The organism is Microbacterium panaciterrae (genome assembly GCF_039541635.1).
GTDB lineage: Bacteria > Actinomycetota > Actinomycetes > Actinomycetales > Microbacteriaceae > Microbacterium > Microbacterium panaciterrae.
This window is the reverse complement of sequence record NZ_BAABGP010000021.1, coordinates 1-14,089: the sequence shown is the minus strand read 5'-3', so window position 1 is coordinate 14,089 and position 14,089 is coordinate 1. Positions and strand designations below refer to the sequence as shown.

The 14,089-nt window shown below is 71.1% G+C and carries 11 protein-coding genes; 2 read left to right on the top strand and 9 right to left on the bottom strand.

Going from position 1 to position 14,089, the window contains the following annotated elements:
• Positions 1-49 precede the first annotated feature (49 nt).
• The 7 genes from ABD882_RS14945 to ABD882_RS14915 all read right to left on the bottom strand — a co-directional run bounded on the left by ABD882_RS14945 (position 50) and on the right by ABD882_RS14915 (position 9,203).
• Positions 50-940 (bottom strand): siderophore-interacting protein, encoded by an 891-nt coding sequence (locus tag ABD882_RS14945; protein ID WP_345188165.1) that lies wholly within the window; start codon positions 938-940, stop codon positions 50-52.
• Between the two features lie 52 nt (positions 941-992).
• Positions 993-1,673 (bottom strand): response regulator, encoded by a 681-nt coding sequence (locus tag ABD882_RS14940; protein WP_345188164.1) that lies wholly within the window; start codon positions 1,671-1,673, stop codon positions 993-995.
• Positions 1,670-4,405, bottom strand: coding sequence for an ATP-binding protein (locus tag ABD882_RS14935; RefSeq protein WP_345188163.1), 2,736 nt, complete (start codon positions 4,403-4,405; stop codon positions 1,670-1,672). The genes ABD882_RS14940 and ABD882_RS14935 overlap by 4 nt, the downstream gene beginning before the upstream one ends.
• Positions 4,406-4,447: 42 nt before the next feature.
• Positions 4,448-5,086: a potassium-transporting ATPase subunit KdpC gene (gene kdpC, locus ABD882_RS14930; protein WP_345188161.1), complete on the bottom strand. Its 639-nt coding sequence runs from the start codon at positions 5,084-5,086 to the stop codon at positions 4,448-4,450.
• 30 nt (positions 5,087-5,116) lie between these two features.
• The gene (gene kdpB, locus ABD882_RS14925) at positions 5,117-7,258 is read right to left on the bottom strand and encodes a potassium-transporting ATPase subunit KdpB (protein WP_425563380.1); all 2,142 of its coding nucleotides are present in this window, start codon (positions 7,256-7,258) and stop codon (positions 5,117-5,119) included.
• Positions 7,259-7,416: 158 nt separating this feature from the next.
• Positions 7,417-9,114: a potassium-transporting ATPase subunit KdpA gene (gene kdpA / locus ABD882_RS14920; protein WP_345188159.1), complete on the bottom strand. Its 1,698-nt coding sequence runs from the start codon at positions 9,112-9,114 to the stop codon at positions 7,417-7,419.
• Positions 9,114-9,203 (bottom strand): potassium-transporting ATPase subunit F, encoded by a 90-nt coding sequence (locus tag ABD882_RS14915; protein ID WP_345188158.1) that lies wholly within the window; start codon positions 9,201-9,203, stop codon positions 9,114-9,116. Before ABD882_RS14915 ends, kdpA begins: the two co-directional genes overlap by 1 nt.
• Positions 9,204-9,440: 237 nt before the next feature.
• On the opposite strand from ABD882_RS14915, the gene ABD882_RS14910 reads away from it, so the two are divergent.
• Positions 9,441-10,466 carry a sensor histidine kinase gene (locus tag ABD882_RS14910; RefSeq protein WP_345188157.1) on the top strand — a complete coding sequence of 342 codons (1,026 nt, stop codon included), beginning with the start codon at positions 9,441-9,443 and terminating at the stop codon, positions 10,464-10,466.
• Positions 10,463-11,122 carry a response regulator transcription factor gene (locus ABD882_RS14905; RefSeq protein ID WP_345188156.1) on the top strand — a complete coding sequence of 220 codons (660 nt, stop codon included), beginning with the start codon at positions 10,463-10,465 and terminating at the stop codon, positions 11,120-11,122. The genes ABD882_RS14910 and ABD882_RS14905 overlap by 4 nt, the downstream gene beginning before the upstream one ends.
• On the opposite strand, the gene ABD882_RS14900 is transcribed toward ABD882_RS14905, so the two are convergent.
• The gene (locus ABD882_RS14900; RefSeq protein WP_345188154.1) at positions 11,098-11,805 is read right to left on the bottom strand and encodes a DedA family protein; all 708 of its coding nucleotides are present in this window, start codon (positions 11,803-11,805) and stop codon (positions 11,098-11,100) included. The two genes, ABD882_RS14905 and ABD882_RS14900, sit on opposite strands and share 25 nt — an antisense overlap.
• A 53-nt stretch (positions 11,806-11,858) precedes the next feature.
• Positions 11,859-13,946, bottom strand: coding sequence for an APC family permease (locus tag ABD882_RS14895; RefSeq protein WP_425563379.1), 2,088 nt, complete (start codon positions 13,944-13,946; stop codon positions 11,859-11,861).
• Positions 13,947-14,089 lie beyond the last annotated feature (143 nt).

The following is a 14,089-nucleotide window of genomic DNA, read 5'->3' as shown; positions in this document are numbered from 1 at the left end:
CGACGACTCGATCCGACCACGATCCGTCCCCTGCGGAAGGGCCGGCACCTCAGGACGCCTCGGCCCTGCCCCGCCGCCAGTAGCCCATGAACGCGACGGAGCGCCGGTCGATCCCGAGATCTCGAACGAGGTGGCGGCGGAGCGCGGTGATCGTGCCCGCCTCGCCGGCCAGCCACGCGTAGCAGGATCCGACGGCGCGCTCGGGCACCTCCCAGAGCACCTCGTCCTCGGACGGATCCGCGAAGTCCAGCGACGAGGCGGATCCGTTCTGCGCCTCGCCCCAGGCATGCACCGCCGCGCTCAGCCGCAGGCCGTGCCCGGTGCCGCCGCGGGGCAGCCAGGTCACATCGACCTTGGCCGGCGAGACCAGCGGGAGCACATCGGCCTCCGTGGGCACCTCGATGTACACGGCTCCCGTCACCTGCGGCGGAAGGGTCCCCACAATCGCGCAGATGGCCGGAACCGCGGTCTCGTCGCCCGCGATGAGCACCGATCCGCCGCCGGGGTTCCACTCCAGCCCGCCCGTCTCCTCGGCGCGGGCATCGGGGCCGACCACCACGAGCGGCGATCCGACCTCGGCCGTCGATGCCCAGGCCGAGGCCGGCCCCTCGGTGCCGTGCAGCACGAAGTCGACGTCGATCTCGCGCGCATCCGGGCGCACCGCGCGGACCGTGTAGGTGCGGATCGGATTGCGGATCTCGTCCGGCAGCGCGCGCCATCGCCGATACCACTCGAGCATGCCGACCGTCTCGTCGAACTGTCCGACATCGGTGAAGGATCCGTCGGCCAGCGGCAGCACGAGCTTGATCCGCTGGTCGAGCCCGGCGGTGCCGAAATGCACGAGGTCGGATCCGGTCAGCGTGACGCGCAGGAAGTGCGGGGACAGCCGCTCGACCCGGGCGACCGTGGTGCGGAACGTGCGATAGGGGTGATGAGGCATGCGTCCAGGCTAGGTTAGGCTCACCTAACTCGACTAATCGGGATCGCCCCGATCAGGCCGGATCCAGCACCAGACGGTAGCCCATGCCCTGTTCGGTGAGCAGGTGCTCGGGGGCGCTCGGGGTGCGCTCCAGCTTCTTCCGCAGCTGCGACAGGTACAGCCGCAGATAGCCCGTGTCGGTGACCTGCTCGGTGCCCCAGATCTCCCGCAGCAGCTCCTGCCGCGTGACGAGCGCGCCGGGATGCCGCGCCAGGTGCTCCAGGATCTGCCACTCCGTCGGGGTCAGGTGCACGCGGGATCCGCTGCGCGTCACCGCCTTGGCCGCGAGATCCACCTCGACCTCGCCGAACACGACCGACGACTCGGCCGAGGCGCCGCTTCGACGTCGGGCGAGCGCTCGCAGCCGGGCGAGCAGCTCATCGATCTGGAACGGCTTGGTGACGTAGTCGTCGGCGCCGGCGTCGAGCGCCTCGACCTTGTCGGCCGAACCGGTGCGTCCGGACACGACGAGGATCGGCACATCGCTCCAGCCGCGCAGCGCCTCGATCACCGCGATCCCGTCGAGCTTCGGCATGCCCAGGTCGAGCAGCACGATGTCGGGGTGCGTCTGCGCGGCCGCGGCGATCGCCGCGGCCCCGTCGGGAGCGGCGATCACGTCGTAACCGTGCGCCGCGAGCGTGATCCGCAGGGCCCGCACCAGCTGCGGATCGTCGTCGGCGACGAGCAGTTTCATCGCGGCTCCTCCTCGGGTGGTGCGCTCTGGTCGTCCGGGTCCTGGTCGTGGTCGTGGTCGTTCAGGTCGCGAAAATGGCCGTCTTTCGAGCCGGATCCCGACCATTTTTGCGACCCGGACGAGAGTGGGAGGCCGGATCCGTCGGCATCGGCATCGGGGTCGGGGTCGGGATCCCGGTCCGCGAGCGGCAGCGACACGACCATGGTCAGGCCTCCCCCCGGGGTGTCCTCGGCGGTCAGCGTACCGCCCATGCCCTCGGTGAACCCCCGGGACAGGGCCAGGCCCAGGCCGAGCCCGGTCGTGTTGTCGGTGTCGCCGTGGCGCTGGAACGGCAGGAACGCGCTCTCGCGCTGATCCTCCGGGATCCCCTCCCCGCGGTCGGCGACGCGGATCTCCGCCTGCCCGCCGAACCGGCTCGTCGACACGATCACGCGCTGGCCGTCCGGGGAATGCCGCACGGCGTTGGTGAGCAAGTTCACCAGCACGCGCTGCAGCAGCACCGGATCCGCCCGCAGCGGCGGCAGCGCCGGATCCAGGGCGAGCTCCACGTCGGCGGGCCCCAGCGACAGCTCGTCGAGCGCCGACACCACGCCGCCGCCCGCGTCCACCCGGCTGAGCGAGACGGCCAGCACCCCGGCCTCGACCCGGCTCACATCGAGCAGGTCGGTCACGAGGCGGGACAGCGTGGCCAGGCTCTCGTCGGCGGTCTCGACGAGTTCGGCGCGATCCTCGGCGGACAGGCGATGTGCGCTGCGCAACCCGCCCACGGCGGCGACGGCGGCGGAGAGCGGCCGCCGCAGGTCGTGGCTGAGCGCGGACAGCAGGGCGCTGCGCACCTGGTCGGTCTCGGCGAGCACCGCGGCCTGGCTCGCGGTCTCGCGCAGGTCGGTGTGCTCGATCGCCGCGGCGAGCTGGGCGACGATCGCGTCCAGCAGGCGACGACCGGCGGCGTCGAGATCCCCGCCGCGCAGCTCCAGGATCGCCCGGGGCTTGCCGTCCGCGCCGACACCGACCGGCACCGACTCGACGCCGGCGCGCGATCCGTCCCGCGTTCCCTGGCCCGCCGCCGCATCGGGCAGGGGCTCGCCGTCAGCCGCGAGCACCTCGCCCGTCGGCGAGAGCAGGCGGATCCCGCTCAGCCCGAACGCCTCGCGGGCGCGCGCCACCAGCGCGGTCGGCGCGCTGTCGCCGCGCAGCACGTTCCCGGCGACGGCGGCGAGCAGCTCGGCCTCGCCGGCGGCCCGCTGCGCGGCGCGGGCCCGGCGTGCGGCCTGGTCCACCACGATGCTCACGAGCACCGCGATCACGACGTACAGGGCGAGGGCGAGCGCGTGCAGCGGATCCGCGATCGTCACCGTGAACAACGGCTCCACGAACAGGAAGTCCAGGGTGACGCCGCTCAGCACGGCGGCGAACAGCGCGGGGCGCAGCCCGCCGATGAGCGCCACGACGACGACGAGCAGCTGATAGCTGAGCACATCGGAGGTGATGGATCCCGGCGCCTTGAGCGCGAACAGCAGCCACGACAGCAGAGGCCCGCCGACCAGCGCGACCCCGAAGCCGATCAGCTGGCGGCGCCAGCCGAGGGCTCCGCCGCTGATCGACGGCAGCGCCCCGCGCCGCCCGGCGGCGGCGTGGGTCACGATGTGCACGTCGATGTCGCCGGAGCGCCGGATGATCTCGGCGCCGATGCCGGGTCCGGTGAGCGCCGCGGAGACGCGGCTGCGCCGGCTGACGCCGATCACGAGCTGGCTGGCGTCGACGGACTGGGCGAACTCGACCAGGGTGCCCGCGATGTCGTCGCCGACGAGCTGGTGGTAGCTGCCGCCGAGCGACTCGACCAGTCCGCGCTGGGCGCTCAGGGCGCCGGGGCGGTCGCCGCGCAGCCCGTCCTGGGTGGTGACGTGCACCGCGAGCAGGTCGCCGCCGGCGGCGCGGGCCGCGATCCTGGCGCCGCGGCGCAGCAGCGTCTCGCCCTCGGATCCGCCGGTGAGCGCGACCACGACGCGCTCTCTGGTCTGCCAGGCGCTGTCGATGCCGTGCTGGGTGCGGTAGCTGCGCAGGGCGCTGTCGACCTCGTCGGCGAGCCAGAGCAGTGCGAGCTCGCGCAGCGCCGTGAGGTTGCCGAGGCGGAAGTAGTTCGACAGGGCCGCGTCGATCCGCTCGGCGGGGTAGACCTGCCCCGCCGAGAGCCGGTCGCGCAGCGACTGCGGCGCGAGGTCGACCACCTCGATCTCATCGGCGCCGCGGATCACCGCATCGGGAACCGTCTCCTGCTGCGCGACACCGGTGATCTTCTCGACGACCGCGTTCAACGACTCGATGTGCTGCACATTGACCGTGGTGACCACGTCGATGCCCGCGTCGAGCAGTTCCTGGACGTCCTGCCAGCGCTTGGCGTGGCGAGACCCGGGCGCGTTCGTGTGCGCGAGCTCGTCGACGAGGGCGAGCTCGGGGTGGCGGGCCAGCACCGCGTCCAGGTCCATCTCGTCGAGCTGCACGCCGCGGTGCGCGAGCTGCTGGCGGGGCACCTGCTCGAGGTCCTGGGCCTGGGCGAGCGTGGCGTCACGGCCATGCGTCTCGACGATGCCGATCACGACGTCGCGGCCCTCGTCGCGCAGGTGGCGGCCCTCGGCGAGCATCTCGTACGTCTTGCCGACGCCGGGCGCGGCGCCCAGCAGCACGCGCAGGCGACCGCGGGTGGATCCGCCCTCTCGCGTCTCGTCGTGCATCACGGCCTCTTCCCGGTCACTGCGCATCGCCCTCGGCCGCGATCATCGCCCGAGGGCGTCCAGCGCGAGGTTGAGGTCGACGACGTTCACCCGCGGTTCGCCGAGGTAGCCGAGATCGCGCGTTTGCATCTTAGACTCCACCAGGTTCCGCACGGCGGACGGATCCAGTCCGCGCGCCTGCGCGACCCGATCCACCTGCAGCAGGGCGTAGGCGGGGCTGATCTGCGGATCCAGTCCCGACCCGGACGCGGTCACCGCATCGGCGGGGACCGCGGATTCGGCGACGTGCTCGCGGGCGGCGATCGCGGCGCGGCGCTCGGCGACGGCCTTCACCAGATCCGGGTTGTTCGGGCCGAGATTGCTGCCGCCCGACGAGCGCGGGTCGTAGCCGTCGCCGGCCGCGGACGGACGCGGCTGGAAGTACTGCGGCAGGGCGTTCCCCTTCGCGTCGGCGAAGGACTGGCCGAGCAGGATGCTGCCGGCCGACGCGCTGCCGCCCAGCCAGCCGCCCACAGGGCGATCCTTCGCGTCCACCTGGGAGCCGTTCGCCTGCCAGGGCAGGACGAGCTGGCCGATGCCGGTGATCGCGAGCGTGTAGCCGACGCCGAGGACGAGCGTGAGCACGAGCATCGCCCGGACGGCGACGCCGGTGAGGCGGACGGTGCCGCGGAGGTTCGACATGAATGTGTTTCCTTGGTTCGGGGATCGCGGTCAGAAGCCGGGGATGAGGGCGACGAGGAGGTCGATGAGCTTGATGCCGACGAACGGCAGGATCACGCCTCCGACGCCGTAGATGAGCAGGTTGCGCTGCAGGATCTGCGACGCGCTCGCGGGCTTGTATCTCACGCCGCGCAGGGCGAGCGGGATGAGGAACACGATCACGATCGCGTTGAAGATGATCGCGCTCGTCACCGCGGACGCCGGCGAGTGCAGTTGCATGACGTTGAGCGCCGCGAGCCCCGGGAACGCGCCCATGAACATCGCCGGGATGATCGCGAAGTATTTGGCGATGTCGTTCGCGAGCGAGAACGTGGTGAGCGCGCCGCGGGTGATGAGCAGCTGCTTTCCGATCCGCACGATGTCGATGAGCTTGGTCGGATCCGAATCCAGATCGACCATGTTCCCGGCCTCTTTCGCGGCCGAGGTGCCGGTGTTCATCGCCACGCCGACGTCGGCCTGGGCGAGGGCGGGGGCGTCATTCGTGCCGTCGCCGGTCATCGCGACCAGGCGGCCGCCCTCCTGCTCGCGGCGGATGAGGGCGAGCTTGTCCTCTGGCGTGGCCTCGGCGAGGTAGTCGTCCACGCCGGCCTCCGCGGCGATCGCCTTCGCGGTGAGCGGGTTGTCGCCGGTGATCATCACGGTGCGGATGCCCATGCTGCGCAGCTCCCCGAACCGCTCGGCCAGGCCCTCCTTCACGACGTCCTTGAGGTGCACGACGCCCAGGATCCGGGTGGACCCGACCGGCGCGCTCGCGCTGTCGTTTCCTGAGGGCGCGGCGTAGTTTTCGCGCGCGAATTCAGGATTGGACAGCGCGAGCGGAGAGGGGCCGGCGATCGCCACCACGAGCGGTGTCCCGCCGGAGGCGGCGATGCCGTCGGCGAAGCGGGCGGCTTCTGCGGCGGTCGCGTCGTCCGTGTCGCCCTCCGCCGCCAGCCAGGCGCGGATCGCGGATCCGGCGCCCTTGCGGATCCGGGATCCGTCGGCGAGGTCGACGCCGCTCATGCGGGTCTGCGCGGTGAACGGCACGGTCTCTGCACCGTCGGGCGCGGCCACGAGGATCCCGCGGCCGGCGGCGAGCTCGACGATCGAGGCGCCCTCCGGTGTGGGATCCGCGAGGGAGCAGAGCGCGGCGGCGTGCAGCAGCTCCTCCACGGTGACGCCGGTGACGGGCAGCACCTCGGTCGCGCGGCGGTTGCCGTACGTGATCGTGCCGGTCTTGTCCAGCAGCAGCGTGGTGACGTCACCCGCGGCCTCCACCGCGCGACCCGACATCGCGAGCACGTTGCGCTGCACCAGCCGGTCCATGCCGGCGATGCCGATCGCCGACAGCAGGGCGCCGATCGTGGTCGGGATGAGGCAGACGAGCAGGGCGATCAGCACCGGGATGCCGACCTGGGATCGTGAGTACGACGCGATCGGGTTCAGCGCGAGGACCACCACGAGGAACACGATCGACAGGCTCGCGAGGAGGATGTTCAGCGCGATCTCGTTCGGGGTGCGCTGCCGGTTCGCGCCCTCGACGAGCGCGATCATCCGATCGACGAACGTCTCGCCGGGCTTCGAGGTGATCCGCACCACGATCCGATCCGACAGCACGCGGGTGCCGCCGGTGACGGCGCTGCGGTCGCCGCCGGACTCGCGCACCACCGGCGCGCTCTCGCCCGTGATCGCCGACTCATCGACGGTCGCGATGCCGGCGACGATGTCGCCGTCGCCCGGGATCGCCTCTCCCGCGATGACGATGACGACGTCGTCACGGCGCAGGTCGGCGGAGGAGACCTCCTCGGTCGCCGCCTGTTCACCGGAGGGATCCGCGACCGGGTCGTAGCCGACGACGCGACGCGCCATCGTGCTCGTCCTGGTCTTGCGCAGCGTGGCGGCCTGGGCCTTGCCGCGGCCCTCGGCCACGGATTCGGCGAGGTTCGCGAACAGCACCGTGAGCCAGAGCCACACCGCGATCGACCAGGTGAAGCCGGCGGGAACGTGTGCGCCGCCGGAGGCCGTTGCGTCGGAGCCGAGGAACGGCTCGGCGATCGCGAGCACCGTAGTGAGCGCGGCGCCGGCCCAGACGAGCAGGATCACGGGGTTGCGCAGCAGCAGCGCCGGGTTGAGGCGCCGCACGGCCCCCGGCATCGCCTGCACGAGCTGGGCCCAGCCGAACGCCCGCTGCGGGGTCGTGGTCGAGCCGGTGCTGCGGCCAGCCCCGGTCCCTGAGCCTGTCGAAGGGCCCTGCTCGGGGTGGGTCCCTTCGACGGGCTCAGGGAGCGAAAGCGAAGGGGTGCGGGGGATGGTCATCGGACGAGTCCTTCTGCGAGCGGCCCGAGCGTGAGCACGGGGAAGTAGGTGAGGGCGGTGACGATCACGGACACCGCCACGAGCAGGCCGACGAACTGCGGGCGGTGCGTGGGCAGGGTTCCCGCGGTCTCCGGCACGTGCTGCTGCTGCGCCAGGGATCCGGCGAGAGCCAGCACCAGCACGATCGGAATGAAGCGCCCCAGCAGCATCGCGACACCCAGGGCGGTGTTCAGCCAGGGGGTGTTCGCGGTGAGGCCGGCGAAGGCGGATCCGTTGTTGTTCGCCGCAGAGGTGAACGCGTACAGCACCTCGCTGAGGCCGTGCGGGCCGGGGTTCAGGATCGAGGTCTTCTCGACGTCCGCGCGGATCCCGGGGATCGCGAAGCTCAGCGCGGTTCCGGCGAGCACGAGGGTCGGCGTCACGAGGATGTAGAGGCTCGCGAGCTTGATCTCGCGCGGTCCGAGCCGCTTGCCGAGGTATTCGGGCGTGCGGCCCACGAGCAGCCCGCCGACGAACACGGCGATCACGGCGAGGATGAGCATGCCGTACAGGCCGGATCCGACGCCGCCGGGCGCGACCTCGCCGAGCATCATGTTGATCATCGGCATCATGCCGCCGAGCGGGGTGAACGAGTCGTGCATGGCGTTCACCGCGCCGGTCGAGGTGAGCGTCGAGGCGGTGCCGAACAGGGCGGATCCGAGGATCCCGAAGCGCTGCTCCTTGCCTTCCATCGCCGCCCCGGCCAGCTGCGTCGCGGTGCCGCCGCCGCCGACCTCGAGCGCGCTCAGCGCGACCACCGAGGCGAGGAAGATCGTGCCCATGACGGCTGCGATCGCGTAGCCCTGCCGGTGGTCGCTGATGATCCTCCCGAAGGTGCGCGGAAGGGCGAACGGGATCGCGAGGAGCGCCAGGATCTCGAGCAGGTTCGTCCACGGGGTCGGGTTCTCGAACGGGTGCGCCGAGTTCGCGTTGTAGAAGCCGCCGCCGTTGGTGCCGAGGAGCTTGATGGCCTCCTGTGAGGCGACCGGTCCGCCGGGGACGGACTGCACAGACCCGGCGACGGTGTGCGCGTCGGTGAAGCCGGTGAGGTTCTGCACCACCCCGCCCGCGAGGAGGGCGATCGCGAGGACGACGGCGAGCGGAAGCAGCAGCCGGACGAGGCCCCGGATCAGGTCGACCCAGAAGTTGCCGATCGTGGTGCTGCCGCGGCGGGCGAAGCCGCGCACCAGGGCGATCGCGACGGCGATGCCGACGGCGGCCGAGGTGAAGTTCTGCACGGCGAGGCCGGCCAGCTGCACGAAGTGCCCCATGGTCTGCTCGGGCGAGTACGACTGCCAGTTCGTGTTGGTGACGAAGGAGACCGCCGTGTTGAAGGCCAGTCCCTCCGGCACGGCGGGCAGGCCCAGCGACAGCGGCAGGAACTGCTGCAGCCGCTGCAGCGCGTAGACCAGCAGCACCCCGACCACGGAGAACGCGAGGACGCTGCGGGCGTAGGCGCGCCAGGTCTGCTCCGCGGCGGCGTCCACGCCGATCAGGCGGTAGATGCCGCGTTCGACGCGCAGGTCCTTCGCGCCCGTGTAGATGCGGGCCATGGCGTCGCCGAGCGGGCGGTAGAGCAGCACGAGCGCGAGGACGAGGGTCGCGGCCTGCAGCACGCCGAACCAGAGGTCGGCGCCAGCGTCGACGGCGCCCATCAGAACCGCTCCGGCGCGACGAGGGCGACGACGAGGTAGCCGATCGCGACGACGGCGAGGACGGCGGCCAGGATCTCGAACCCGATCACAGCCGCTCCACCCCCTTCGCGACGAGGGCGGCGAGGGCGAACAGCGCGAGCGTGAGAGCCAGGTAGATGATGTCGAGCACGGATCCGATAGAACTCGCCCGCTCGGCCGGAGACGGGCTTCCTCACGCTTCCCTCACGGCCCCGCCCCGGAACTCATGCGGGTTCCGCACGCGACGGAATCTCGTGCAGGCGTGGTGAACGCGCGAGGATGGATCCCAGAGCAGAATGGGGGCGCCGATGGGATCGCTCGGGGAACGCACGCTGGAGGCGCCCGGCTACCGACGCTCCACCCGGGCGATCGCGTGGCAGGTGGCGGCGGTGTGCGCCGTGCTGGTGTTGCTCGGCGGAGCTCTCGCCCTTGCCTACGTGTTCTGGCAGACCAGACCCGCGGAACGCTTCGGCACGCCGGATCCGGGCACCGTCAGGGTCTTCCTCGATCCGGCGGACCTGGCGCTCGCGGCCGTCGTGGTCGGGATCGCCGCCGTCGCCTGCGCGGGCGCCGCCGCCTGGCTGATCGCGCGGCGCGCGGTGCGTCCGCTCGAGGAGGCGGCGCGGATCCAGCGCCGTTTCGTGGCCGATGCGAGCCACGAGCTGCGCACCCCCTTGGCGGTGCTGAACGCGCGACTGCAGCAGCTCGCGGCCCTTCCGCCCGACGACGCGCAGCGGCAGCAGACCGTGCAGGCGCTGCGCGACGACGCGCGGATCATGTCCGCGATCGTCGACGACATGCTCGCCACCGCCACGGGCAGGCCCGTGACGTCGGGCGTCGCGGCGCTCGGCGAGGTGATCGCCGGAGCAGTGTCCGACATGGCGCTGCTGGCCGAGCAGCGCGGCGTGCAGGTCAACGCGCAGCCGCTGACGGCCGACGTGGCTCTGCCCGCCGCCGAGCTGCGCCGATGCCTGGTGGCGCTGCTCGACAACGCCATCGACCACTCGCCCTCCGGCGGCGTCGTCACGGTGTCGGCCTCGCGGGACGGATCCGTCGCCCGGATCGCCGTGGCAGACGTCGGCGCCGGGATCGTCGGGATCGATCCGCTCCGGGTGTTCGACCGGTTCGCGCACGGGGCGGCGCCCACGACGGGCGCCGAGTCCGGCGCCGAATCCGGTACCACGGGCGGATCGCGCACCCGGTTCGGGATCGGCCTCGCCCTCGTGAAGGAACTCGCCGAGCGGCACGGCGGCGGCGTGCGCGTCGCGGAGACCGGCCCCGCGGGGACCGTGTTCGAACTCACCGTCCCGATCGCACCCGGGGAGGCGCGATGAGCGGCCGGCTGCTGATCGTCGAGGACGACCCGCGGCTCGGGCCCATCATGCGCGACGTGCTCGCGGCCTCGTGGGAGACCGAGCTGCGTGCGTCCGCCGAGGCCGGGATCGACGCCGTGCTCTCACACGGCTACGACGCGATCATCGTGGATCGCCGGCTGCCCGGGATGAGCGGCGAGGAGCTCGTGCGCGAGCTGCGGCGGCGCAAGGTGGGCACGCCGATCCTGATGCTGACCGCCCTGGGCGAGCTGCACGACCGGGTCGCAGGACTCGACGCGGGCGCGAACGACTATCTGGTGAAGCCGTTCGAGTTCGAGGAGCTGAGCGCGCGCCTGCGCGCCCTCACCCGGGACTACACGCGGCCCGACGAGGGCGTCGCGATCGGCAGCTGGACGTTCCACCCGCTCGATCAGTGCATCGACTCGCCCTACACCGGCCGCGTGCTCCTCACCGAGGTCGAGGCCGCGTTCCTGGCCGTGCTGGCCGCGGAACCCGAGCGCACGTTCTCCCGCGAGTACCTGCTCTCGGCCGTGTTCCCGCGCGGGGAGAGCCCGACCACGGTCGAGACGTACGTGCACTACCTGCGCCGCAAGACCGATCGCGACCTCATCCAGACGATCCGCGGATCCGGCTACCGCCTGGGCACGCCCGCCTGATCCGCCGACTCCGCACGGGCTTCTGCGGGATCGGCCTGGGCGGCACGAACGGCCGCCTGCCGGCGGGCGCGGATCATCCCGCGCAGCCCGCTGATGATGACCGGGACCAGCGAGACCACGACGATGACGATCATGAGCAGGTCGATGTTGTTCACGACCCCCGGAATCCCGCCGAGCAGCAGCCCGATCGCGGTCATCCCGCCTACCCAGAGCACGCCGCCGAGGAGGTTCCAGAGCAGGAACCGGCGGTAGGGGAGCCGCGCGGTGCCGGCGACGAGCGGCACGTAGGTGCGCACGATCGGCACGAAACGGCCGAGCACGAGGGAGACGCCGCCGTACTTCGCGAAGAACTGCTCGGTCTCCACGAGCCGGGAGCTCTTCAGCACGCGGGCGTCGTCCGTGAAGAGCCTCCGCCCGTAGCGCCGTCCCAGGAAGTACCCGACCTGATCGCCGAGGAACGCGGCCGGAATGCCGACCGCGATGACCTGCCACGGCTGGATCCCGAGCGGGCCGGCGAGGATCGCGGCCGTCACCAGCAGCGAGTCACCGGGCAGGAACGGGAACAGCACCCCGGACTCGATGAAGATCAGCAGCGCGACGCCCGCGAGCACCCACGGGCCGAAGGCGTGCAGCATCGAGGCGGCGTCCGGGATGATCCCGGTCGAGACGATCAGCGTGTGCATGCTTCGACGCTAAGCACCCCGCGCCAAGGACTCGCCAAGATTCGCGCCCGGGCTCAGCCCTCGTGCTCGGGAGGACCCGCGGGGCGCTGCGCGCGGCGGCCCTTCGCGCCGGCGTCGGCGTAGAGCACGACGGGCCGGCCGGAGCGCTGCTGACCGGGCATCGGGCGGGAGCGGCGGCCGTAGATGAGCTCGGACGAGTCCAGCAGCCACGGCACCAGGGTGATGCTCACGCCGTGCACCAGCATGAGCTGGGCCGCCACGCGACGCGCGCGCCGGTTGTGCAGGACCGACTCCCACCAGTGTCCGACGATGTACTGCGGCAGGTACACGGTCACCACGGCGGGGCCGTTCTTCTGCCGGTACTTGTTGATGTAGGCCTCGACGGGTGCCGCGTAGGTGCGGAACGGCGACTCCACGATGACAAGCGGGATCGGGATCCGATGCCGCTGCCAGTCCTTCTGCAGCTGCTGACCGTCCTCCGGGTTGGCCGCCACGTGCAACGCGATCGTCTTCTGGTGCTTGGCCGCGATCGCGTAGTCGATGGCCTTGATCACGGGCTTCTGCAGCCGGTTGACGAGGATCAGTGCGACATCGCCCTCGGCGCCGAAATGCGTGGTGTCGTCGATCGCGATCTCGTGCTCCACGTCGCGGTAGTAGCGCTTCACGCCCATCATCAGCAGGGCGAGGATCGGGATCGCGAGGAACACCATCCACGCGCCGTGGGTGAACTTCGTCACGGTCACGATCACGAGCACCGCGATCGTCATGGCGGCGCCGAGAGAGTTGATCACGAGACCGGTGTAGGCGGTGCGGCGCGCAGCAGCCGCGACCTCCGCGTTCTGCGACTTCGCGGCGCGCAGCAGCGATCTCCAGTGCCGCACCATGCCGACCTGGCCCAGCGAGAACGACACGAACACGCCGATGATGTACAGCTGGATCAGGTTCGTCAGGTTCGCCTGGAACATCACCAGCACGCCCACCGCGGCGATGCCGAGCAGGATCATGCCGTTCGAGAACACGAGGCGGTCGCCGCGGGTGTTCAGCGCCTTGGGGGCGTAGCCGTCGCGGGCCAGCACCGCGCCGAGCAGCGGGAAGCCGTTGAACGCGGTGTTGGCCGCGAGCAGCAGCACGCACGCGGTCGCGGCTTGGATGATGAAGAACGGCAGCGAGCCGCCGCCGAACACCGCCGACGCGATCTGCGCCATCAGTGACTGTTGCGGCAGCGCGCAGTTGAATCCGACCAGGTCGCGACACGGATCCTCCGCGTAGTGCACCTGGGTGATCAGGCCGAGGGCGGTGAGCCCGGTGAACAGCAGGATCGCGATGCCGCCCATCATCGCGAGCGTCGCCTGTGCGTTGCGGATCTTCGGGATCCGGAACGCCTGCACGCCGTTCGAGACGGCCTCGACGCCGGTCAGGGCGGAACAGCCGCTGGAGAACGCCCGCAGCACCAGCAGGATGATGGCCGCGTTCGCCAGCTGGTCGCCGTGCATCGCCAAGGACGCGCTCTCGGCGACGGGGGTGTTGCCGAGGAACGTGCGCACGAGGCCCGTGACGATCATGACGAGGACGGATCCGACGAACACGTAGGTGGGGATCGCGAAGAACGTCGACGCCTCGCGGACGCCCCGCAGGTTCACCACGACGATCAGGATGACGAAGCCGACGGCGAGCTCGACCCGCCACGGGTTCAGCTGAGGCACCGCGGAGATGATGTTGTCCACACCCGACGCGATCGACACCGAAACGGTCAGGATGTAGTCGACGAGCAGCGCCGAGGCCACCACGACGGCGGGGACCTCGCCGAGATTCTTCGCCGCCACCTCGTAGTCGCCGCCGCCGGAGGGGTACGCCTGGATCAGCTTCCGGTAGCTCAGCACGATCACGATCAGCAGCAGCACGACCGCCGCGGCGACCCACGGGGCGAACGTGAGGAAGGCCAGACCACCGATGCCGAGAGTCATCAGCATCTCCTGCGGACCGTACGCCACAGAGGAGAGGGCGTCGGATGCGAAGATCGGCAGCGCCATCCTCTTGGGGAGGAGCTGCTCGTTCGCCTTCTCGGTGCTGAGCGGTTCTCCGAGCAGGATGCGTTTGGCTACCTGCGGGGCGTCGGCGCTCTCACGGCTGTCATTTGCCACGAGCCGCAAAACTACGCCTGGTTCGGTGCGGATGCAATTTCACGGCGGTGTTTTGCATCACTGTTCCATCACTCTTTGCGGTCAAGTCCCGTGTCGTGGTGTAATTCCTGTTGCTCCGTGGTGGGTGGGGTTTAGGCGGTCAG

Bases quoted from the DNA above. Each gene is read 5' to 3' on its own strand.
- ABD882_RS14945 (WP_345188165.1), bottom strand. From the start codon at position 940: ATGCCTCATCACCCCTATCGCACGTTCCGCACCACGGTCGCCCGGGTC.
- ABD882_RS14940 (WP_345188164.1), bottom strand. From the start codon at position 1,673: ATGAAACTGCTCGTCGCCGACGACGATCCGCAGCTGGTGCGGGCCCTG.
- ABD882_RS14935 (WP_345188163.1), bottom strand. From the start codon at position 4,405: ATGCACGACGAGACGCGAGAGGGCGGATCCACCCGCGGTCGCCTGCGC.
- kdpC (WP_345188161.1), bottom strand. From the start codon at position 5,086: ATGTCGAACCTCCGCGGCACCGTCCGCCTCACCGGCGTCGCCGTCCGG.
- kdpB (WP_425563380.1), bottom strand. From the start codon at position 7,258: ATGCCGGGGGCCGTGCGGCGCCTCAACCCGGCGCTGCTGCTGCGCAAC.
- kdpA (WP_345188159.1), bottom strand. From the start codon at position 9,114: ATGGGCGCCGTCGACGCTGGCGCCGACCTCTGGTTCGGCGTGCTGCAG.
- ABD882_RS14910 (WP_345188157.1), top strand. From the start codon at position 9,441: ATGGGATCGCTCGGGGAACGCACGCTGGAGGCGCCCGGCTACCGACGC.
- ABD882_RS14905 (WP_345188156.1), top strand. From the start codon at position 10,463: ATGAGCGGCCGGCTGCTGATCGTCGAGGACGACCCGCGGCTCGGGCCC.
- ABD882_RS14900 (WP_345188154.1), bottom strand. From the start codon at position 11,805: ATGCACACGCTGATCGTCTCGACCGGGATCATCCCGGACGCCGCCTCG.